The organism is Arthrobacter sp. K4-10C (assembly GCF_059090085.1).
In genome coordinates this window covers 186,412-210,060 of the sequence record NZ_JBNHFI010000002.1, presented here as the reverse complement: position 1 = coordinate 210,060, position 23,649 = coordinate 186,412, and the positions used below count along the sequence as shown (strand labels likewise).

The following is a 23,649-nucleotide window of genomic DNA, read 5'->3' as shown; positions in this document are numbered from 1 at the left end:
GGTTCGTCGGCCTGCTCTGCCGGGTCATTTGTTGATGCAGCCAATGGAGTCATCCTCCATCGGCGAGAAAGCTCCGTCGCTGCGGACGATCATCACCTGGATGCAGGTGGGCACGGCCGGGTTCAACGCCACCTGGACGCTCGTCCCCGTGGTGGCCTGGTACTCGCTGCTCTCCCCCACGGCGTACACGCGCCACTTATAGGTGTCGCCGTCCTTGGGCTGCGGATTCTCCCAGGTGAACGTCGCCTTGCCCTCCGCGTCCAGCACTCCAGTGAGGGCCGCGACGTCCGGCACAGTGCCGTTGTCCAGTGCGTCGGCCGGCGGCCTACTGGCCTGCCAGGTTTCGGCCGCCCGGGGAGTTTCCGGGGCGGCGTTCGCCACCACCAGGCCCACGACGGCGGCGAGGGCCAGCAGGGTGCCGCCGGAGATGGCCAGCCAGACATTGCGCCTGCCGTGGTCCTTTGCCGGCAGGGCGGCGCGTTCGTCCACCGGCGCCGGCCTATGGACGGTGGCATCTGCGGCACCGGTATAGCCCGCTTCCGCGGCGTAGCCGGTAGGGCCGCCCGGGCTGGCACTGGTTCCCGCATTGCCGCTTCCAGCATTGCCGCGCAGGACCGTAGCCTGTGCCCATTCCTGCCGGCCGCCGTCGTCCTTTGGTTCGGTGACTTTGCCTGGTTCGGTGACTCTGGCGGCAGGCAAGTGCGGCCGGCCCGAGGTTGCGGCGGAGTCCAGGGCTGCCCCCGCTGGTGTGTCCCGGGGGCGGGTGCGTGCCGGGAAGGTGGGCGCGCTGCCGGTCCGCTCCGGGTCGATGGCGGCGATGCTCCGGACGCGCGTCTCCTCCACGCCTTCGTCCGGGTGGTTGTCCTCCTGGTGCGGTTCCTCAAGCACCTCGAAGGGCGTCACTGACAGGTTGAGCTCGGCCTGGATCCGCTGCAGGGCAAGGGCGAACGCGTGCGCCGACGAGTAACGGGACTGCGGGGACTTCGCCATGGCCGTGGCGAGGGCCAGTTCCAGCGATTCGGGAACGTCGGCGCGGCCAAGGCGGGGCAGCGGCGTATTGCTGATGCGGTTGATCAGCTCCCGCTGCGAGTTGTCCGCACCCGGCATCACGAACGGCGACCGGCCGGCAAGGAGCGTGTAGAGCGTTGCCCCCAGGGCCCAGACGTCCACCATGACGCCGTCCACGCTGCCGTCCCTGAACTGCTCCGGCGGCGACCACGGGATGGACATGCCCGAATCGTCGTCGCCGTCGCCGGCGAGGGTGCCGGAAATGCCGAAGTCGGTGAGCGCCGGGCGGTTATAGTCCGTCACGAGGATGTTGGCGGGCTTGATGTCGCGGTGGGCGATGCCTGCGCGGTGTGCCGTCTCGACGGCGGATGCCACCTGGATGCCGACGGCCAGGACCTCGTCCACGCTGAACCGCTGCCGCCGGTAGCGGACGTCCAGGCTCGGCCGGGAGCAGTACTCCATAGCCAGGTAGGAGTGGCCGTCGTCGGTCACCTCCGCCTCGAAGATGGTCACGATGTAGGGGTGCGAGGACAGCTGGGCCATCAGGTTGGCCTCGGACTCGAACCGGCGGCGGGCGCCTTCGGTCTTCAGGTCCGAGAGCAGCACCTTGACGGCAACCTTCCGGCGGGGCCGGTCCTGCTCATACAGGTAGACGTCCGAGAACCCGCCGGAGCCGAGCAGGCTGATGTACGTGAACCCCGGGATGCGGGGCGGCGGCGCTACAGGCCGTTTGGAACTCAAGGAATCTCCTCAAAACGCAGCGAGATGTTGTCACCGAGCTCCGCGATGTCGCCGTCCAGGAGGATTGCCATCTCATTCTGGGCGAGGCGCCGCGGGGGCTGGCCTTCCCGGACCAGGACGGTGCCGTTGGTGGCTTTCAGGTCGCAGAGCATGACGTGCCAGCCCTCCAGCCGGACCTCGACATGCGACCGTGAGATGTCACCGCCCGGGCTTGCCACCTGGACCAGGCGCGGCATGACGCCGCCCTGAACACGGGACACCGACGGCTGGCGGCCGATGACCAGGGACTGGTCGAGGTCCAGCAGTTCGCCCGTGGACAGGCGGACCCGGCCCAACCGGGGACGTGCCACCTGCACGGCATCCGGCAGCAGCGGTGCACCGCAGGCCGCACACTGGGCGCGGGTGGGCGGGTTCGGATGGCCCTGGCCGCAGACCCGGGCCAGCACGAGGGGTCCGTCCGCATGCTCCATGGAGGCGGCCGGAGCGGGGCCGGTAGCCATACCGGTGAGGCTGCTCCTCATGACTGTCTGGCCGTCGTGGTCGCCGTCGAAGCAGCCGGCACCGGCTTCCGCAGGAAGTCCGGCGGGTGCGGCCGGCGTTGTCGCGGGTGCCGGGTGGGGTACGTTCGGTGGCGGCGCTGCCCTCGTCCCAGCGGCTCCCGGCGCTCCTGGGATATGGGACTGGGAGGCATGGGACGGGGAGGCTGGTGCCGGACCGGAGCCTGCTCCCGCGGTCCGCCATGGCACGGAGTCGATGAGGACGGTGCCCGGAGCGGGATGCGCCGGCGCAGACGGCAGCGGCACTGCCTGCCCGTATTCGGGCACGGGGCGATCGTCCGGTTCCGGTTGGAGGCTGCCGGCCGGGGCGCTTTCGGGCACGACGGCGGCGGGCGTGGCTGGCGTTGCAGGCCCCTTTGGGCCGGCGGTTTCGAGGACGGGATGTTGGACCGCCGGTTCCAGGGCGGGGGTTCGGGACGGAGCGTGCCCGGCGTGGTCCTCCTCCTCTTCCTCCCGCACGGCGGCATCCTCGATGTTCCGCATCACCGTGCGCTCCCACAGGTGGTCATAGGAACCGGTGAGGTCGGTGGCAGGTACAAAACCGGGCCCAACCACTGGACCGGCCAGTGGGGAATCCGCGGCATCGGAACCAGCCAGCGCAGCCGCACCCTGTTCCTCCACCTGCTCTTCAAGCTGCTCTTCAAGCTGCTCTTCCAGCAGCTGGTCTTCATCCTCATCAATCACCGCCAGAACCGTCTCCCCGGACACTCCTTGTTCCGGGAAAATGGTTACGTCGGAATCGATGGGTTCAGGCTCAGCGGCGGGTTCCGGGGCCGGGGCGTTATTGTCCGCGGCGTGCCGCACGCCGGCGTTGCCTTCGGAGTCCACCACTACCGCCGCAGCGGCGGGGCCGGCGCCGACTGCCGCCTGCCCCCGTTCCCTCCCAAAGGTCAGGGACTGAAGCAGGATGACCCCCTCACCCAGTGGAAGTTCTGGCAGGCCCGCGGAGCCGGCACCAGGAATAACCAGGGTGCATGGAGCTGGCAGGGCGAAACGGCGCTCGTTCCAGGTGGTGACATCACGCCCGTCAAGTTCCACCGGCCCGTCCGGTTGTTCCACGGTGAGGTCCAGCCCGCCGCGGAGGAACACCCGCAGCGAACCATCGAAGGCAAGGATCCCGAACGACGGGATGCTGGCCAGCGAGCTGCCCGGGCTGCTGCTGGTGACGGCATGGAGTACGTCGTGGACTCCAGGCTTGTCACCCAGCAGGTTCCACACCGCACCGGCCAGGGCCGGCGGGGTGTCCGGGCCGAGGAGGACCGCGGTACCGGAACGCACAACGCCCAGCCAGGAACCGGGAATGTAACTAGTGCCGGCCATCGTGGGGCTCCCCGTTTTCGTCCGTGTCTTCCCCTGCACCCTTGTCGTGCCCTGTGCCCTTGTCTTGCCCTGTGCCCCGGTCGTGCCCTGTACCTTGGTCAGCGCGCGGTTCTGCGGCGTGGGAACGCGGAAGTGTCACTTCGTCCTCCGCCGAAGCGTCGTGCCGCGGCGCGGTGGTGGCGGCGCCGGCGTCGTTCAAAACGTTCCGGGCGTCCACCACGATAACCGTGACGTTGTCCCTTCCACCGTTGCGCAGTGCCGCCTGGATGAGGGCATCCACGGCATCCTGCGGCTGGCCCACCGTGCTGAGGATCCGGAGGATGTGTTCGTCGGCCAGCTCCGAGGTGAGCCCGTCGGAGCAGACCAGGACACGGTCCCCCTCCTCCACCGGAAGGAGCCAGTAGTCGGCCTCGGTCTCGTCCCCGGTGCCCAGGGCCCGGGTGACCACGTGGCGGCGCGGATGGACGGTGGCCTGCTGGGGTGTGATCTCTCCGGCGTCCACGAGTTCCTGGACCTCGGAGTGGTCAACGCTGATCTGCTCGAACCTGCCTTGGCTGAGCCGGTAGGTCCGTGAGTCCCCGATGTTCATCACCAGCCAGTACGGCACGCCCATCTGCTCAACGATGACGGCGCCGGTGAGGGTGGTGCCGGCGCGGGCTCCGGTGGCTTCGCGGATGGAGAGGTCCGCTCGCACCAGGTACTGCTGGAGCACCGCGGCCGTGGCCGTCCGCTCGCCGGTGGTGAGCTGGGGCATGGCGGCCAGGGCCCGAACGCACATTCCGCTGGCGATTTCGCCTGCCTCGTGGCCGCCCATCCCGTCCGCCACGGCGAACACGGGATCGGAGGCGATGTAGGAATCTTCGTTCAGCTCCCGGCGCAGTCCACGGTCCGTTCCGTAACCGATGGTCAGGTTGAGCCCCTGTCCCGGTTGCAAGGTGGAGGGCTCGCTGGCGGGCTGTTGGTTCATGCCTGTCCTAGGTAAAAGGTTCGGTCTCCAAAGTGCACGCTGGATCCCGGGGTAACAAAGCTGGGGACCCCCGGCACGAGCGGCGTGCGGTGGCCGTCCGGGGTGGTCACGGCGCTGCCGTTGGTTGAGTTCCGGTCCGTCACCCAGATCCCCGCACCGTCGGTGAGCAGGTGCAGGTGCGTCTTTGAAATGGAACGGCCGGGATCATCGACGGCGAGCAGCTGGGCGTGCTGTTCACCCGCCTGCCCCACGGGATTGCGGCCTACCAGGACGCTCCGGTCCAGCTGGAAGTCGCGGCCGTCATCGAGCCGGATCCGAAGGACCGCAACCGGCGCGGGACCGGCAACACCCGGGCGCACCTGGGTGCGTTCGACGTCGTCGTCCGCGTGCGGCTGCACCTGCCCGGCTGCGGGCGGAGCGAACGACGCCGGCGTTGTATAGGGCATTGCCTGGGAAGGCATTGTCTGCGAAGGCAGCGCCTGGGAGGGCATCGCTTGCAGTCTGGCCGGTGCATGCAGGCCGGCCGGCGCCTGCACAGATTCCTGCCCTGGGCTTTGGACCGGGCCGGCGGGAGCCTGCGCATTGATGACCCTGGGTGTGGCAGCGGCAACCGGGGAGAGCACCTGCTGCACGGGCGGCAGGTCGAGCGGGGCGAAACTGTAGGGCCCCTGGATACCTCCGCTGGTGATCGGATCCCGGCCTGCCTTCACATCGAAGGCGAGCGTTTTGGCCGCGGCGTCATGCCAGCCCCGCAGCCGGCCGTTTTTGTCCCAGCTGTTCGAGACGACCACCAGCACCGCCCATGCTGTGCCCGCAAGCATCAGCGGACCGAGGATGAACAGGGCAGCCCCGAACCACTGGAAGACCACCACCAGGATGGCTGCAAGCAGCGCCAGCAGGATGCCTGCCCCGGTGATCAGGCCGCGCAGGAAGACCGCTCCCGCGCCGGGTGCGTACCCGTCATTGTCGGCACTGCGGATGCCCATCAGCAGGTTTCCAGGCGTTTTGCCGGTCCGTGCCTCCACGCCCATGACCACGAACAGGTACACCAGGGTGAGCCCCAGCCCGATGCTGCCGAACAGCACCAGCGATGCTGTGTCGTAGATGATGAATCCGCCGCTCCGGGTGCGGGTGATGCCGGCAAAGCCGATAGTGAACGTCACCACCAGCACCGCCAGCGGGGGGAGCCAGTCGATGACCGCAGCGCCGAGCCGCCTGCCCGCCGCGGCCGGAACAAGCTGAAGGTTAGTTGCCATTCCCGTTCCTCCCCCTGGAGCGGCACCCACCTGGGCGGTGGAACCGCTGGCGCTGCCCAGCCCTGTGCCCGGATCCGCGATGCCCGCGGCGTGCTGGGCCGGGCGCGTTTGTACTACCGGGATAGTACCGGGAATCGCCGGCGCATGCGTGGCGGGCTGCCTGCCGCCGGGGCGGGTGCGCCCGGTGGTGCCGGGATCCAGTGCGTGGTCCTGGTTGCGAATGCTGCGCGCCGCCCGGTTGGGAAGGGGTGCACCGCAGGCCGTGCAGAACGCCGCCCCGGTGCGGACAGGTTGCTGGCAGCGCGGGCAACGCTCTGCGTCGAAGGTCACTGCGTCCTGGGTCCTTGCGTCGGAGGAGCATCTGTCGAAGGCGAGCCGGTTTCAGATGCCCTTGTTTGAGGCGCATCCGTGGCCGGGTGGCGTGGTCCGCTTTCTGCACCGGAACCCCGGCGCCCCGGCACCTTGATGGAGGGCAGGGCGGGCAGCGCCAGCCGTGTGCCGCGCAGGTTTAGGACATTGCGGGCGTCGGCGAGGAGCGAACGCGGCGAGAACCTTGCCTGCTGCCGGCGCCAGAATCCCACCGTGGCAGTCATCTCCTTCAGCGAGCCGTCCACGATGGTCCAGTATTCCTGGACCTCTTCCTCCGTGGGCTGGCCCGCGCCGAAGATCGAGGCGTCCGCGCGCCGGGCGAGCATGGTGGTGGTTCCCTTGCTGGCGGGGAACGCGTCGGCCAGGACCGCTGCGCTTTCGCGGCGCGTCGAACGGGTATCGACGGCGGCGCCCATGTCCGTGGCCAGGCTCACCACCTCGCTCCAGCCTCCGCCCACCCGCTGCGCGGGGTGGCCGTCGCGGAAACGTGCCTTCCGCCGTCGTGATTTCAGCAAAGCAATCAGCAGCAGCGGCAGCGCAAGGATGGACAGCGGGATCAATGCGACACCCAGCGCGCCCAGCAGGGCGCCCCAGAACAGCCAGGGGTTGTTCTTCTTCTGGTCGGCGTCCAGCGCGTCTGGCGAGGAGTCCGGCGGAAGGTCGGCCGGCTCCTGCGGCGGGGGCGGCGGCTGCAGCACCTGGGGCTTGGGCTTGGACTTGTTTTCCGGGTCCGGCGGGATGGGAACGTTGTCCTTCGGAGGAGTGGGATCGAAGCTGACCCAGCCCACGCGTTCAAAGGCGACTTCCACCCAGGCATGGACGTTCTTGCCGGTGATCTTGACTTCGCCAGCACCGTTTTCGGGGCTGGTGGGATCCGGGTAGAAGCCCATGACCACGCGGGACGGGATGCCCAGGTGGCGGAGCATCAGGGACATGGCGACGGCGTACTGCTCGTCGTCGCCCAGCATCTGCTTGGCGGTCAGCAGGTTCCGGATCCGGGCGGAACCGTGGCCGGAGACGCTGGGCAGCTGGCCCTCGCTGACCAGGCCGTTGCTGAAGGCGCCGGTCTTCTGGAAGTGGGCTTCGATCTGGCGGACCCGGTCGATGGCCGTGGGGGCATCGGAGGACAGGTCATTGGCCTGGGACGCCACCACCGGCGGGACCTCGAGGGCGTCGGGCATGGAGATCCTGGCAAAGTCGTACTGCGTGAGCTGCCCGTGTTCCAGCTTGACGGGGTCGGACACCTGGACGCTGTACGAGTCGCCGCGGGACAGGCCGTTGGTGGTGACGGCGGTGTCCGTGCCGGAGTTGAAGTACAGGCCGGACGCCGCTGCTGAGGCGCCCTGGTCGAAGCTCAGGCCGGTGGTCTTGCGCCCGCCGGGAACAAAGAAGCCCTGGTAGTCCTCGATGCTGATGTTGATTGAGTAGTCGTTGGTGGGCACGGTGCCGGACGTGTCGGCAAGGGTGTTGATGGACGTCGTGTCGCCCACCTTGCTGAAGTTGCCGGACCCGTTGGGGTCCATGTTGTAGTTCGTGCCGTTGAAGGCGTCCAGCGCACCCAGCCGCACGCGCCCGTCGCGCGGGAGCCCCTTGACCACGAAAAGGGTGTCGTCCTTCTTATCCTTGACGTAGGTGCGGAAGCTGGCCAGCGGGGTGATGTAATCCTTGGGATCGAAGGGCGGCACCACGACGTTCCGGAGCACTTTCCGCTCGTTGCCGGCGGTTACCAGCGGCGCGGACAGCGCGGTGACGGCCACGCTGACGGCGATGACGCCCGCGGCCATCCCCAGCCGGCGGATCCTGGCGCGCCGGGCAGTGGAGGAATCGGTTTGCGGGCTGTTCACCGCAACCTTCCGGGTGCTGTTCCGGCGGAGGGCGTCCCGGCGGAAGGTGGCCCACGCAATGCCCAGGACCGTGAGGCCGATGCCGCGCTCGAGGGTGAGGAACGCGGCGTTGGTGCTGAAGGCGATACCCGTGACGAACAGGACCAGGACGGGAAGGAGCGGCAAATAGGGGCTCCGCACGCGCCAGGTCAGGACCGCCGCAACCAGGGCGGTGACCAGCGAGCTGAGGAAGGGAACAATGAGCACGCCGCCGGCCGTTCCCACCGGAACGCCGACGGTGAGCATGTCCTTCCAGGCAAAGACGATCCCAAGCAGCAGGATCCGCAGCGAGTCCAGGGTGGGGATGAAGCCGGCGATGGCTGAATCGGGGACAGCCAGGAGTGTGCCGGACACCAGGTACGCGCCCAGGGCAAGTGCCGTTGTGATCAGCAGGCCGAGCCGCAAGTGTGCGTTGGCGACCCCGATGGCCAGGCCCAGGACAATCCCGCCGAAGCCGGACAACAGGTAGTAGGGGTCGCCGCCGAAGCTCAGTCCGAACCCGAGCAGGCCCAGCCCCAGCAGGACCGTGAGGGCGCCGGCATCGAGCACGAAATGCCAGCGGGGCTGGCCGTCGGCGAAGGCCGACTCCTGCTGGTCCGTGGTGGCCGCCCGGCGGGATGCCCTGCGGGGCCCCTGGCCCGGTGCGGAGCTCATGCTGCCGCCTTTCTGAGCACGATGGCAAGGTCGGCCAGGTCGCCAAGCGTCAGCACTGTCAGGTCGGCGATGTTGGCCCTGGTGGGAGCGGCGCCGGCTTCGATCCGGACGGCGAGGCTTCGAACTCCGGGTGGGACGGACACGGCGGCGGAGCGGAGTTGCGTGGCCGTCACGTTGCTCCCCACCACGAAGAACGTCACGGAGGCGTTCGGGACGGTGTCGGCGAGGGTCCTGGCGAGGTCGACGGCGGTGCGGCGCATGGGTGCGCCGACGATCCGGGTCATGTCGTCCAGCATGTTGCGGCCCGTTTCGCAGCGCATGGGGCCTTTCTGGGTGATGATGTCCAGTTCCCGCTGTTCACGGATGGCCTGGCGGCCGATGGAGGCCGCCGCGGAAATCGCCATCTCGAATTCGGTCTCCGACGCGTATTCGTCGGTGTTGATGGACAGGGAGATGGCCAGGTGGGCCCGGCGGGTCTCCTCGAACTGGCGGACCATGAGTTTGTTGGTGCGGGCCGTGGTCTTCCAGTGGATGTGCCGCCGGTCATCCCCCGGCACGTAGTCACGCAGGGCGTGAAAGGACACGTCGGCGCTCGACAGGTCAGTGGTGGGCATGCCCTCCAGGTCGCGGATGAAGCCGGCCGCCGAGCCGGCCAGCGCCATCGTGCGGGGATGGACAAAAAGGTCCTCCGGTTCGGTCCACAGGACCTGCCGGCGCAGCAGGTGCAGCGGGTCTGCCCGGACCGACCGCACGGGGCCGACGACGATGACGGCCCGGCGGGCCGTGGGGATGGTGAACAGGTCCTCATGGACCTGGCCGGGCTTCATCCGGGGCAGGTGGAAGACGGCGGTCGCATTGCCCACCGGCAGTTCCAGCGCGGCAGGCAGCAGGGGGCGGGCAGATGTGTTGGACACGGCGATGCTGCCCACGGCACTGTCCCCCACCGCCACCCGGGTGCGGGCGAGGTCCAGCACCACGCCGTAGGACGAGCGGCCCAGGATGAAGCCGACTGCGACCAGGAACATCACGAAAGCTGCGATGGCTGCGGCCTTCGCTTCCTGCCAGCCGAAAGCCTGCCCAGTTGCCCAGAGCAGGATGGCGGCCGCGAGCACGGACCAGCCCAGGATGCTGACCACGGAGAGGACCGGCCAGGCGTATTTCAGCCAGGCGCCGCGTACCGTCCGCCAGGCCGGAGCCAGGGCCAGGGCCGCCGTGCTGCTCGCCTCGGCCCAGACTGCTGACGGGTGGAGGCGGGTGGGGCGGCCGTTCCTGGCGAAGGGTTGCTTCAGACGCTCCGCGAGCCGGATCAACGGGGTGCCGCTGGACATATTTGTGCCTTCGTTGTGTTGCGCTGGTGGATGGTGGTGCCGGGCGTCCTGCCGGCGGTCAGGCGCTGGTGCGCTGCTGCGGCGCGGCGACGTCCGCGAGGATCCGGGTGAGCACTGCCTCGGCTGTGGCCCCGGAGAACTCGGCTTCGGGATCCATGACGAAGCGGTGTGTCCACACCACGGAGGCCAGTTCCTTGATGTCGTCCGGAAGGACAAAGTTCCTGCCCTGCGAGGCGGCCCAGACCTTGGCGGCCCGCACCATGGCCAGCGCCCCGCGGACCGAGACGCCCAGCCGGGTTTCAGGTGCGTTGCGGGTCTCTTCGCAGAGGCGGGAAATGTATTCCAGGACGGCGGTGTCCACGTGGGTGGTGGCGGCAAGGTCGGCCATGTCAGCCACTGCCTGCGTGGTGATCACGGCCGAGAGTTCCTTTGAACGGTCCTTGAGGTTGGATCCGCCCAGGAGGCGCACGGTGGAGGCGTGGTCCGGGTAGCCGATGGAGGTTTTGACCAGGAACCGGTCCAGCTGGGCTTCGGGCAGGCGGTAGGTACCGGCCTGCTCGATGGGGTTCTGCGTGGCCATCACCATGAACGGCCGGCCGGCCTCGTAGGTGATGCCATCCACGGTGACCCGGGATTCCTCCATGACCTCGAGGAGGGCTGACTGGGTCTTGGGCGAGGCACGGTTGATTTCGTCGGCGAGGACGATGTTGTTGAAGATCGGGCCCTTGTGGAACTCGAATTTCTGCGTCTTCTGGTCGTAGATGGTCACGCCGGTGACGTCGGAGGGCAGCAGGTCCGGGGTGAACTGGATGCGGTTGTTCGAGCCCTGCACCGTTGCGGCAAGGGCGCGGGCCAGGGAGGTCTTGCCCGTGCCTGGTGCGTCTTCGAACAGGACGTGTCCCTCGGCGAGCATCGCCGTGAAGGTCAGCCTGATGACGTGTTCCTTGCCCAGGACGGCCTGTCCCACATTGGCTACGAGCTTTTCGAACGTGTCGGCAAACCAGGCGGCCTGCTCGGTGGTCATGGTCATGGGTGGCTCTTCCTCTTCCTGAATTCAAAGTCCTGGCGGGGACCGGTGCACCCGGCCCCCGCTGTTAAGTTGGTGGTACGGGCCTAGCGGTTTGGCATGCCAGGCGGCGGGTTGCACCCGATGTTCGTGGTGTCGCAGCGGATCCAGTTTCCGGCCGCCATGCCCGAAGTCAGGTGGTACCAGATGCCACTGGGGTTGTTCGATGTCTTGTACCAGACCTGGTAGCGATCCGTTTGCGCGGCGGCACCGGCATCGAGCCACTTGCCTTCGCCGTTGCACTGTGATGGGTTGCCGGCAACAAAGCTGTCCGTTCCTTTACGGGGTTCGGTGCAACTGCGGACAGGGCTGGCCGTGATGTTCCACGACGTCGGCGGGGGCGGAGTGGGGTCTGCACCGGACCTGGACGTTACAGGTCCGCCGATGGCACCGTTCACCGCCGTCACGGCACGCACGCGAAGCTGGCGCGCTTGGTCCCAGCCGCCAGCGGGTCTGTCGTAGCGGTTGGCCTTGCCCACGTTGATCCAGCCGCCACCTTCGTAGCTCACCTCGTAATGGCTGAGCGGCCGTCCGTTGGTGCTGGGGTCGTTCCAGGTCCAGTGGACATCACCGTCACCCTTGGCGGACGTGCGGCCGTCGATGCTGGGTGCGTTCGCCGGCCCGTAGGGGTTGCCGGTCCCGATGGCCTTGGCGTCGCCGGCGGTGTTGTTCTTCGTTGACGTGGCGATGATGGTGACCGTGATGTCCCTGCCATTGGTCATGCCGCCGATGGTGCCGCCCCCTGCCGCAATGGCACCGCTCTTGCCGTCGGCGTTGTAGGAGTAGGCGATTTCAGCGGCGGTGGACCCGTTGCGCTGCGCTTCGGTCAGGGGCGTGAACGTCACCTCGAGCTGGCCGCTGGTTCCGGTGTCCCTGACGGTGCCACTATTGACCTGGCCTGGTTTTCCGGCTGCCCGGACTGCCGCCGATTGGGCACTTGCCGCACTGGTTCCCGCCTTGTTGGTGGCCGAGACCGTGAAGGTGTAGTTGGTCTCCGAGTTGTCCACCGTAACGTTCTGGGTGGTGCCCGTCACCTGCTGGCTGGACACCACCGCGCCGCCGCGGAGCGTCGTCAGGGTATAGGCCGAGATGGCGTCGCCGTTGTTGCTGGGCGCCGTCCAGGAAACCCTCATCTGGCTTTGGCTGCCCACCGGCTGGACCTGTACGGCCGTGGGCGCCGCCGGGGTGGCGGGCGCGCCTGCGGGAACTTCTGCCGCCGAATAGGGGCTCCATTCTGATGGTTCCTTGGCGTCGTTGCGGGCCAGGACCCGGACCTTGTAGGAAACACCGTTCTGCAGGCCCTTCCAGACGTAGCTCACGGCGGTCAGGTTCTGGACCTGGGCGTTCTGGCCGGCGGGCGGCGGTGAGATCTCCAGGTCGTAGGTCTTCACGGGCGACCCCTTGCTGGCGGGCGCCGTCCAGTTGATGGACAGCTCCTTGTCGCCGAACTTCAGCTGCGGCGCGAGCGGGGTATCGGGCTTAACGTCCGGGCGGACCTCCGCGGAGGCCGGGGACCTGTCGGACTCACCGAACTCGTTCGTGGCCGTGACCTGGAAGTGGTACTTGGTGTTGTTGACCAGCCCGTTGAGCGTGCACGTGTTGGCCGGGCAGTCCTGCTGGAACCCGCCCTCGCCGTACACCGTGTATTTGGTGATGGCCGAGCCACGGTCCGCCGGGGCCGTCCATGCCAGCAGTGCAGTCCGGTCACCCACACTTTGTGCCTGCGGCGTCGCGGGGGCCTGCGGCTTGTCCTTGACTGTGAGGCGGATGCGGGCAGTTGCCTGCCGTGAGGCGTCGCCGGTCTTGTCTGCCACCGTGTAGGAAACCACCATTGTTCCGGTGAAGCCAGGGGCGGGGGTCACCACCACGGATTCGCCGTTGACCTCCACGTTGCCGCTGCCCGTTTCCGATCCGGCGGCGATGATCTTCAGCGGGGCCTCCGGGAACGGGTTGGCGTCATTGGCCAGCACGTTGACGGTGACCGGCTTGCCGGCGGCGGCGTTGGGTTCGAGGTCGTCGTTTGCCACCGGCTTGGGCCGGTTGGACGCCGTGACAGCCAGCTGGTAGGTTGCGGTGGCTTCGAGTCCGCGGGAGTCCCTGGCCTTGACCTGAAGGGCTCCCGTGGTTCCGGTGCCGGTGGCGTCCGTCGCGGAAACCTTCAGGGTCTTGCCGTCGACGCTGGCGTTGAAACCTGCCGGCGATCCGCCCACCAGCTCGTACTTCATCTTCTCGACGTCGTCCCGGTCCGGGTCCGAGGTCAGCTTGCCCAGGTCGGTGGTGGCGGAGTCGCCCTTGGGCACGTCCACGGTGGCGCCAAGGAGCTCAGGCGGGTTGTTCCTGTTGGGATCGGGCAGCACCCGGGTGCGGATGCTGAGCGTGGACTTCAAACCTGCCGGATCGTCCGGTCCGGTTCCATCCGTCACTTCGAAGGTCAGCGAGCCAGGGCCCACGTAGTCCGTGCCGGCGGTGTATTTCAGGGCCGTGCCATCGCTGGTGACGGGATCGCTGCCGTTTGAGCCGATCAGCTTGATGCGGTCCGCCTGGGTCAGCCGCGGCGAGCGGCCCTCCCGGACCTTCACCCATTCGTCCAGGTCCACGTCGATGGACTGGCCGGCTACGACTTCCACCACCTCGTCCTTTGCCAGCGTGGGCACCTGCTGCCCCAGCCCCGGAACCCAGATGACCGCCGTCGACTGCTGTCCGTCCACGTCCTCGACGGTGTACGGGATGAGCTGCGGCTGGTCAGTGAGGTCCACGATCATGTTGCCCTCGGCGCCGGGCCGGGCAGTGGGAGCCTCGGTGGTGATCAACAGGTTCTCCCCCACGCCGTCGGGGTCCTCGTCATTCTTCAGGACCGGCACGTCGACGGCGGTCTTGCCCAGGGTCTGCGCGGACGTCACCCGGTCGTCGCGGGCGATGGGTGCCTTGAGCGGCACTTCGTTGTCCACCACCAGGCGGATGGCGGCCTGGCCGGTTGCGTCCCTGTCGTCGGCGATGGTGTAGCGGACGTTGACGGTTCCGGCCTCGCCGGGGGCAAGCAGGATGATGCGCCCGCTGGTCTTGCTGACGGTGGCCTGCAGGGCGGGATCTGCCTCGATGCCGTCGGCGAGGATGCGGATGAGGTCGCCGTCGGGATCGGTGTCATTGCCGGTGGCGTCGACGGCGATCTGCCGGCCCGGGCGGACCCGGACCTCATCGTCCACGGGGGTGGGTTTCTGGTTGACCTCGCCACGGGGTGCGATGCCCACGGTTACCGTTCCCGTGTTGACGGCGCCCTGGCGGTCCAGCACCTTGTAGCGGAAGGTGTCGGTTCCGGCGCCGTCCCCGGCCGCGGTGAAGTCGATGAAATTGCTGCCCACGGCCGCCGTACCCATGGCAGGCGTGCTGTCGATTCCGGTGAGCTGGACGGAGTCGCCGTCGGGATCGATGCCGTCCAGGGGGACGGGGATCCGGACCGTGCCGCCGGCCACCACGCGGGCCGTGAGGTTGCGCGGCTGGGGCCGCGAGTTTTCGGCGCCTTCCAGCGGAAGGATGTGGATGGTCACGGCGGCGGCGCTCTTCTGGCCCTGCGGGTCCACCGCGTTGTAGATGGCCCGCACTGTCTTGGGCTGGCTGCCTGCGATGAAGCGCAGCGTGTTCTCGGACACGAAGCTCTTGCCGTCCGCGGGGTCCACGCCCTGCGGCAGGACGGGGTCAACGGTGAGTTCCTGGCCTTGCGGGTGGGTGTCGTTCTCCAGCACCGGGATAGTCACCACGTCGTTGACGCGGACATTCACTTCGTCCGGCTTGGGCTGGGGCGCTTCGACTACAGCGGGAGCGGGCACGGGGACCACAGAAACGCTGCCCGTCGCTGATTTCTTGCCATTGGACATCGTGTACTCGAAAAGGATGGGATCCTTGGTCCCACGGATGTCCGTGATGCGCAGGACACTGTGGTTGATCACGCTGACAGAAGCCGTGGAATTTTCCGGGAGCTTGACCGACTGCAGGACCAGGACTCCGCCGGAGGGGTCGGAGTCGTTGGCGAGCGGGTCCAGCAGGACGCTGCCGCCGGTGGGCATCAGCGCGACGTCGTGGACGGCCACCGGGTTGCCGGCCTCGTTTCCGGACTCGACGTCAACGCGGATCAGTCCCTGGCTGCTCTGCGGGCCGTTGCTGGCGATATAGGTCAGGTAGACGGGCCCCGGGGTGGTACTGCGGAAGGTGAATGTTCCGCCGTCGGTGACGGGTCCCAGTTCTGCCGGTCCGTTGGCTTCGACCTGGGCGAGCCGGAGGGCTCCGCCGTTGGGATCGACGTCGTTCTTCAGCGGCGCAATCACCAGGTCCTGGCCCACCACTGCCGTGACGTGGTCGGCGTTGACCACCGGGGCCAGGGCTCCGGGCGGCTGGACGTTGACAGTGACCTTGCCCGTCACCGTCGCGCGGCCGTCCCAGATGGTGACCTCGACGGTCTTCTTGCCGGCCGTGGCGCCGGAGTCCTGGAAGGTCAGCAGGCCGTCGCGGCGGACCTTCACCTGGTCCTGGTCGTTGTCCGCCCTGGCGTCCAGGAGGACCAGGTCGTCGCCGTCGGGGTCGATCCAGTCCGTAAGGATGTTCTGGCTGACCGTCTTGCCCTGCTCCACGAGCATCGTGGTGTCGTCACCGCGCTTGAACTGCGGCGGCTTGTTCTCGTCGGGGCCCACCACGCTCAGGGTAACCTGGCCGCCTGCGGAAAGGCCGCGTCCGTCAGAGGCGTTGTAATTGAACGTCTCCGTGCCAGTCTTTGCGTCGGCGGGCACGGAAATCTGGAAGGCGGTACCGCCGTAGATGTTTTCGAGGGTGCCGGCCTGCGGGCCGGAGTCGGTCACCGCTGCGGTGAGCACGTCGCCGTCGGGGTCGGAATCGTTGTCCAGGACGCTGAGGATGGTGGTGCGTCCCGGGCGGACGCCGACGGCGTCGGGTTTGGTTTCCGGCGGCCGGTTGGGTTTGGTGCGGTCGGGCAGGACGTTGATGGTGTTGTTGTCCGCCGATTCCTGGTCCTGCTCATCGGATTCGTTCTTCGGCGGAATGACGTCGTCCCAGTTGTTGACCAGCTGCATGTTCTGGTTGACCAGCCACACATTGCCCGAGTTCACATCGTTCAGGACCACCAGATCCCGGTTCACCCGGAACACATACGACGGCGACGCACTCGCCTTGGGCACGTCCACGTTCTTATCATCACCATCGTTGACACAATCACGGACATACTTGTTCGCCCCCGACCACGCCGCATGCACACACCCGCCCAACTGCACCGGGGCAGCAGGGACACCCTCACCATCGAACGTCACCGTCTTGGCCGTACCGCCATCCAACGGCTGCTTCAACAACGCCTTCTGCGTGGAGATGGCAACAAAATCGCTGGCCGGGCCGCCCTGCTGCAACTTCGCATCCCGCGCGTTCTCCAACTGCAGCCGCTTCCCACCCGGCAGAAACAACCTCCCCGCCGCCGCATCCAGGAGCACGGGCTTGTCCCCCACCACGCTGATCTGCAGGTCCCCCGAACCCTTCAACCCACCCCAGGTTTCAGACTCCGAAGACACCACAGCACCATTGGCGTCCACGCCGGTAACGGTGACCACGCCCAACTCCGGATCCGCCGAATAAATCCGGTCATCCTCCCCCACGGCGGAAACAGTGCCTTCCGAACCCACCAACACCGGCTCCGAGGCTTCCTCATCAAAACCATTCACCGTGGACGGCGACACCGCCCACACCTTGCCCGACGCCGCATCCGTCACCGAAATCACCTCGGACCCGAAACTCACATCCGCCGCCCCCGGCAACTGCTTGTCCCCACCCAAACGCATATTCGCCGGCGACACCTGATTCAACGTCGAACCCGAATCATCATCAACAAACACATCCCCGGCATCCTGAAGAATGTCAAACGTCGTCGAAGCAGGCGTCACCGCACCGTCCAGGACCCGCGACGGATAATTCAACCGCCCCACCGCGTTCTTGGACTTCGACACCACCCACACGCCGCCGTCATTCAACTCCACCTCAGCGGTCTTAAACCCCGGATACAGCACGGCGCCAGTCACCACGACAGCCACGGCGGCACTGAACGCCGTCCCCGAGACAATCTTTTTGTGGCGCCGTTTGAGCACAAGTTTCCCCAGCAGACTTGTCACAGCGTTATTTCCCTCGAATTTTCACGGTGGCCCCAGGCCAGCACATGGGAAAACCCGGTATTGGGCTCTCCGTTCCCCGCGCAAGCCTACCCAAGGGTTTGTTCACCCGCGATGGGGAGCCCTCCCCCAGCGCGTGGCCTGCGGTTTCTGCTGCCCAGCGCGTCAGCATGGCGGAACACCTGCAGAGCCCGGTTGGCCCAGCGTGGTGGCACCGGCCACTACGTAGCGGCCCACGTTGCTTGCGGACCCCGGTTCGATCCGGTACCACGCCTGGATCGGGTTGGGCGTCCAATGGTCGCTCTGGATGATGTAGCAGCGGACAATCAGGGTGTGCTGGTCGGCAACGTACAGCCAGGGCGGCCGGTGCGCGTTGATGCCGTCACAGTCGTAATAGGGGGCCGGCCGGTAGTTCGCTCCGCCCAGCGTGTAGGTGCAGGACCTCACAAACTCCGGGTCTGCCGAGCTCAGCCGGGTGGTCCATTCACCCCTCTTGCCGGAGGTGGCGGTGGCACTGACCTGTGCGCTGCCGGTGCCCAGGGAATTGAAGGTCTGCACGGTGATGGTGCGGGACTGTTCCCATCCCCCGGTGTTGATGGTGCGACTGCCGGAGGGTGCGACAGTCTCCCACCCGCCGCCGCTGATCATGATCCTGGTTTCCGCGACGTCGTTAGTGGACGTGGACGGCGACGACCAGCTAAGGGTTACTGTCTGGTCGTTGAGTTTTCCGTTGGTGCCGCTCGCTGATGGCGTGCCCGGCGAACCGTACGGCGTGGCTCGTGCCGGCGCGCTGGCGTCGGAGCTCGGCGCCACGGTGGAGACTGCAGTCACGGTGACGGAAAGGGCCTGTCCGTTGGTGAAGCCGCCCACGGTCTGGCCCGGGCTGATGGGTCCGCTCTGTCCGCCCGCGGAGTACCGGTAACTGACTTCCTCGGCCCGGGAGCCGTTACGCTGTGCGTCGGTGAGCTGGTTGAACTGGATGGTGATTTGGCGGCCGGCCCCGTCCGTGTTTGCGGGCGTGGCGCTGACACCGGTCACCTGGGCGAGTTTTCCCGTCGCCCGTCGGGGTGCGGAGGACGGGCTGACAGCTCCCTTGCCGGCCTTGTTTTCGGCCTGGACCGTGAACGTGTAGGCCGTTTCCGAGTTCTGGGCCCGGAACACGGCGGTGCGCACGGTTCCAGCCACCACCTGCGTCTGCGGGCCGGAGCCGCCGCCGCTCATGGTGACGTAGTAGTTGCGGATGGGGTCGCCGTTGGTGTCAGGTTCCGCCCAGTCCACCCGGATCTGGTTTTCGCTGCCGACCGCGCCCGCCACTGCCGTGCCGGGGGCAGCCGGCGCGGCGGGGACCCCGGCGGGGTTGTCTTCCACCGAGTAGATGCCCCAGTCGGAGGGACCGAGTTCATTGACCGCCTGGGCCCGGACCCGGTACTTCACGCCGTTGGTCAGGCCGCTCCAGGTGTAGTTGAGGCCGCCCACTTCGTTCTTGACAGCCACGCCGTTGGCCGGCGGCGGGGAGATCTCCAGGTTGTAGTGCTTTACCGCCGAGCCCTCGGTTTTGGCGGCGGGCCAGGTAATGACCATGTTCTTGTCGCCGGCCTTTACCGAGGGCGCCTCCGGGGGCGACGGCTTTTCGTCCGGCCGGATCTCGTTGGAGGCCGCCGAGGGCTGGGACTTGCCCACCTCGTTCTCGGCGATGACCGTAAAGACGTATTTGACGTCGTTGGTCAGTCCGGACAGGGTGCAGGTGGTGGTGGGGCATGACTGGGTGAAGCCGCTGTTTGATTCCACCCGGTAGCCGGTGATGGCAGCGCCATTGTCCGACGGCGGCGCCCACTTGAGCACGGCGGTCCGGCTGCGGACGTCCGTGGCGGTAGGCGGGGACGGCGCGTCGGGCACGTCGCGGACGGTCAGGCGCAGGCGGCCGGTGGCCTGCCGGGACACGTCACCGGTCTTGTCCACCACTGTGTAGCGGACCACGAGCACGCCCTTGAAGCCCTGGGCGGGCGTCACGGTGACAGAGTCGCCCTCGAACGTAGGCTGTCCGGCAGCGGACCCGGTTTCAACCCCCGCGGAGACGAGTTTCAGCGGTGCGTCGTCGAACGGGTTTCCGTCGTTCCCGAGGACGTTCACGGTTTCGGTCTTGCCCGCGTTGGCTTTCCCGACGACGTCGTCGTTGGCGACCGGCATCGGCCGGGTGGAGGCAACGTGGCGCGCCGAAATGTTCGCTTTGACCGCCGGGGACCTGCCGTCGGTGACCCGGACAGGGATATTGCCGGTGAATCCGGCAGCCACTGAGGTTTCGGCGCGGACTTCCAGGACGCTGCCCTTCACCGTAGCCGAGAACCCTGCCGGGAGGCCGCCGTCGAGTTCGAATCTGAGGTTGCCCTTGTCTTGCTCATCAACGTCCGTTGCGAGCGGCCCAAGGTCCAGCGTTCCCGTTTCCGCCTTGGGCACGTCCAGGGCGGCCCCGCTGAACGTGGGTGGGTGGTTGGCATGGGGGTCCGGTATCACCTTGGTCATGATCACCAGCGTGGATTTCAGGCCGTTGGGATCGTCGGGTCCGTTGCCGTCGGTGACTTCGAAGGTCAGCGAGCCGGGGCCCACATAGTCCGGCTTTGCGGCGTAACGGAGCGCTGTTCCGTCCCCGGCGATGACGTTCTCCGGTGCGGCGCCCTGGACCTGGACCGAATCCGCAACAGTAATACGCGGACGTTTTCCTTCCTGCACCCGGACGTACTCGTTGAGCTGGAGGGTGACTTCCTTGCCGGCCATCACTTCCACGGTGTCGGACCGCGCCAGGCTGGGGTACTGGGCTCCCTGCCCGGGGATCCACAGGACGGCGGTTGAGCTGAGGCCGTCAACGTCCGTGACTGTGTAGGGAATCAGCTGGTCTTGCGGAGCCAGGGTCACCACTACGTTGCCGGAGCCGCCGGCCCGGGCGTTGGGATTGCCGTCCGGAAGGCCAATTTTAAGGTCGGCGGCAACGCCGTCGGCGTCGGAGTCGTTCTTCAGCACCGGGACATCCACGGCGGTCTTGCCCAGGGTTTCTGCCGGCGTCACCCTGTCGTCCTTCGCGGCAGGGCGCTTGAGTTCGGCATCAGGACTGACGCGGATCCGGACGGCGGCACGGGCCTCTGCCTTCTTGTCGTCCTGGACGCCGTAACCGATGCTGGCGTTGCCCGCCACCGGCGGGGCCGTGAGCAGTACCTTGGAGTCCTCCGTGGCTTCCACCTGCAGGTCAGTCGGTGCCTCGAAAGCGTTGGAGCGCAGCGCGATCGGGTCGCCGTCGGGGTCTGAGTCGTTGGCCAGCGCGTCCACCGCCACTTTGCGGCCCGGGCGGATGTCGATGGAGTCATCCACCGCGATGGGGTTCTGGTTGTTGGCTTCGGGCGGGGCGATGCCTACAATCACCGTTCCCGTGTTCTCGGCACCGATGCGGTCACGCACCCGGTACGTGAAGGTATCGGTTCCGGCGGCATCTCCTGCGGCCGTGAATTCAAGGTAGCCGTCCCTGACGGTGGCGGTGCCCATGGCCGCGGCGTTGTCGATGCCGATGAGCTGGACGGAGTCACCGTTGACGTCTATCCCGTCCAGCGGTACCGGGATCTTCACTGTCATCCCGGAAACAACGCGTGCCGTCAGGTTCTTCGGTTCGGGGCGGGAATTGCGTTCGTCGTCCCGCGCCTGGATCCGGATGGTGACCTGTTGCGAGTCCACCTGCCCGGTATCGTTGCGGACCTTGTAGATGGCATAGACCGTCCTGGCCGTCTCTCCGGCAATGAACCGCAGCGCGTCGCCGGACACGAACATCCGTCCGTCCGCCGCATCGGGCTGCTGGGCCAGTTCCGGGACAAGTGCCAGCTTTCCGCCGTTGGGGTCGGTGTCGTTCTCAAGGACCGGGATAGTCACTACGTCCCCCGCGCGCACCGTGGCTTCGTCCGGCTTGGCCTGTGGAGGCTGGAGTTTGGCCGGCGCCGGGACCAGCAGCACGGCGATCTCGCCGACGGCGGAAGAGCGCCCGTTGGAGATGGTGTACTTCATGGTCAGCTGGCCTTCGGCGCGGATGTCGGTCACACGCACCACCGAATGGTCCAGGACGGAGACGCTGACGGGCAGGCTGGAGTCCGCGGTCACGGACTGGACCACCAGCACGCCGCCGGACGGGTCGGAATCATTGCCCAGCACGTCCACCAGCACGCTGCCGCCGGTGGGAAGCAGGGCAATGTCGCGCACCGCGACCGGGGCGCCCTCGTCATCACCGGGAACGACGTCGACGCGGACCAGTTGCTGGGCGCTGGCCGGGCCGTTGGTTACCAGGTAGGAGACGTAGTGGGCGCCAAGGACGTCGGATGTGAAGGTGAACGTTTGCTGGTCCGCCCCGAGCGTTGCGGTTGACTGTTCATCGGTGCTGGCCTGGGCAAGGCGCAGGGACCCGCCCTGGGGATCGATATCGTTCTTCAGCGGGGCGATCACTGTATCCGTACCGGCCACGGCGATGACGTGGTCGGCGTTGGCCACCGGCGGCAGGGATCCCGGTGCGCGGACGTCGACGGTGATCCGTCCCTCCGCCGCGGCTGTACCGTCGGAAATCCGGACGGTGAGGATTTTGCGGCCGGGTGCTGTTCCGGAGTCCTGGAAGGTGAGCTGGCCGTCCGGCCTGATCCTGACCTGGTCCAGCGGGTCGGGGCTGCTGACGGATTCCGCGAAGAGGTCGTCGCCGTCGGGGTCGATCCAGTTGGCCAGGATGTTCTGGCTGAGTGCCTTGCCTTGCTGGATCACGAGCGCCGTTTCGCGGTTCGGTTTCTGCTGCGGTGCCGTATTCTCTCCGGCGGGCACGACGCGCAAGGCAACGTCGGCAGTTGCGGACAGCCCGCGGCCGTCGTCAACCGTGTACTGGAACGAATCGGTTCCCGCTTTGTCGGCGGGCACGGCGATCTGGAAACCGGTGCTGCCGTAGATGCTGGACAGGGTTCCCGTTTTCACCCCGGCGGGCGGGCGGAGGGTAAGGATGTCGCCGTCGGGGTCTGAATCGTTGTCCAGGATCGGCAGGACGGTGGTTTTTCCGGCCCTGACTCCGAAGGAGTCCGGTTTTGCCGCCGGCGGGCTGTTGGGTTTGGTGCGGTCGGGAAGGACTGTTTGCTGTACCTCGTCGGCGGAGTCCTTGTCGGCGTCGTCGGACGTCTCCTTCGGCGGAATGACGTCGTCCCAGTTGTTGACCAGCTGCATGTTCTGGTTGACCAGCCACACATTGCCCGAGTTCACATCGTTCAGGACCACCAGATCCCGGTTCACCCGGAACACATACGACGGCGACGCACTCGCCTTGGGCACGTCCACGTTCTTATCATCACCATCGTTGACACAATCACGGACATACTTGTTCGCCCCCGACCACGCCGCATGCACACACCCGCCCAACTGCACCGGGGCAGCAGGGACACCCTCACCATCGAACGTCACCATCTTGGCCGTACCGCCATCCAACGGCTGCTTCAACAACGCCTTCTGCGTGGAGATGGCAACAAAATCGCTGGCCGGGCCGCCCTGCTGCAACTTCGCATCCCGCGCGTTCTCCAACTGCAGCCGCTTCCCACCCGGCAGGAACAACCTCCCCGCCGCCGCATCCAGGAGCACGGGCTTGTCCCCCACCACGCTGATCTGCAGGTCCCCCGAACCCTTCAACCCACCCCAGGTTTCAGACTCCGAAGACACCACAGCACCATTGGCGTCCACGCCGGTAACGGTGACCACGCCCAACTCCGGATCCGCCGAATAAATCCGGTCATCCTCCCCCACGGCGGAAACAGTGCCTTCCGAACCCACCAACACCGGCTCTGAAGCTTCCTCATCAAAACCATTCACCGTGGACGGCGACACCGCCCACACCTTGCCCGAGGCCGCATCCGTCACCGAAATCACCTCGGACCCGAGACTCACATCCGCCGCCCCCGGCAACTGCTTGTCCCCACCCAAACGCAAATTCGCCGGCGACACCTGATTCAACGTCGAACCCGAATCATCATCAACAAACACATCCCCGGCATCCTGAAGAATGTCAAACGTCGTCGAAGCAGGCGTCACCGCACCGTCCAGGACCCGCGACGGATAATTCAACCGCCCCACCGCGTTCTTGGACTTCGACACCACCCACACGCCGCCGTCATTCAACTCCACCTCAGCGGTCTTAAACCCCGGATAGACGACCGCTGCCACCACCAGCAGGGCGAGGGCAAGGCCAATAACGGTGCCCCCAAAAGCGCGGGAACGGGGAAGGCGGCTGCGGAACGGCATTGCTGAGCGGCCGCTTTTTGCGCGAACGGGTCCGCGAAAATTCATCGAAAGACT

At 67.1% G+C, this 23,649-nt stretch carries 9 protein-coding genes; all 9 read right to left on the bottom strand.

What is annotated here, in order from left to right; all coding sequences use genetic code 11:
- Positions 1-24 precede the first annotated feature (24 nt).
- Entirely contained in the window at positions 25-1,749 is a 1,725-nt protein-coding gene (locus tag AC5RUU_RS03610; protein ID WP_493973846.1) for a serine/threonine-protein kinase, read from the bottom strand.
- Positions 1,746-3,626 (bottom strand): FHA domain-containing protein, encoded by a 1,881-nt coding sequence (locus AC5RUU_RS03605; protein ID WP_493973845.1) that lies wholly within the window; start codon positions 3,624-3,626, stop codon positions 1,746-1,748. Before AC5RUU_RS03605 ends, AC5RUU_RS03610 begins: the two co-directional genes overlap by 4 nt.
- Complete coding sequence (locus AC5RUU_RS03600) at positions 3,613-4,593, bottom strand: PP2C family protein-serine/threonine phosphatase (RefSeq protein WP_493973844.1); 981 nt, start codon at positions 4,591-4,593, stop codon at positions 3,613-3,615. The genes AC5RUU_RS03605 and AC5RUU_RS03600 overlap by 14 nt, the downstream gene beginning before the upstream one ends.
- On the bottom strand, positions 4,590-6,179 hold the full coding sequence (locus AC5RUU_RS03595) for an RDD family protein (RefSeq protein WP_493973843.1): 1,590 nt from the start codon (positions 6,177-6,179) through the stop codon (positions 4,590-4,592). Before AC5RUU_RS03595 ends, AC5RUU_RS03600 begins: the two co-directional genes overlap by 4 nt.
- Positions 6,176-8,755, bottom strand: a complete 2,580-nt coding sequence (locus AC5RUU_RS03590; protein WP_493973842.1) for a transglutaminase-like domain-containing protein — start codon at positions 8,753-8,755, stop codon at positions 6,176-6,178. The genes AC5RUU_RS03595 and AC5RUU_RS03590 overlap by 4 nt, the downstream gene beginning before the upstream one ends.
- Positions 8,752-10,083, bottom strand: a complete 1,332-nt coding sequence (locus AC5RUU_RS03585) for a DUF58 domain-containing protein (protein ID WP_493973841.1) — start codon at positions 10,081-10,083, stop codon at positions 8,752-8,754. The genes AC5RUU_RS03590 and AC5RUU_RS03585 overlap by 4 nt, the downstream gene beginning before the upstream one ends.
- A gap of 58 nt (positions 10,084-10,141) precedes the next feature.
- Positions 10,142-11,113 (bottom strand): AAA family ATPase, encoded by a 972-nt coding sequence (locus AC5RUU_RS03580; protein ID WP_493973840.1) that lies wholly within the window; start codon positions 11,111-11,113, stop codon positions 10,142-10,144.
- Between the two features lie 83 nt (positions 11,114-11,196).
- Positions 11,197-17,307 (bottom strand): Ig-like domain-containing protein, encoded by a 6,111-nt coding sequence (locus AC5RUU_RS03575; RefSeq protein ID WP_493973839.1) that lies wholly within the window; start codon positions 17,305-17,307, stop codon positions 11,197-11,199.
- A gap of 162 nt (positions 17,308-17,469) precedes the next feature.
- The gene (locus AC5RUU_RS03570; protein ID WP_493973838.1) at positions 17,470-23,595 is read right to left on the bottom strand and encodes an Ig-like domain-containing protein; all 6,126 of its coding nucleotides are present in this window, start codon (positions 23,593-23,595) and stop codon (positions 17,470-17,472) included.
- Between the last annotated feature and the right edge of the window lie 54 nt (positions 23,596-23,649).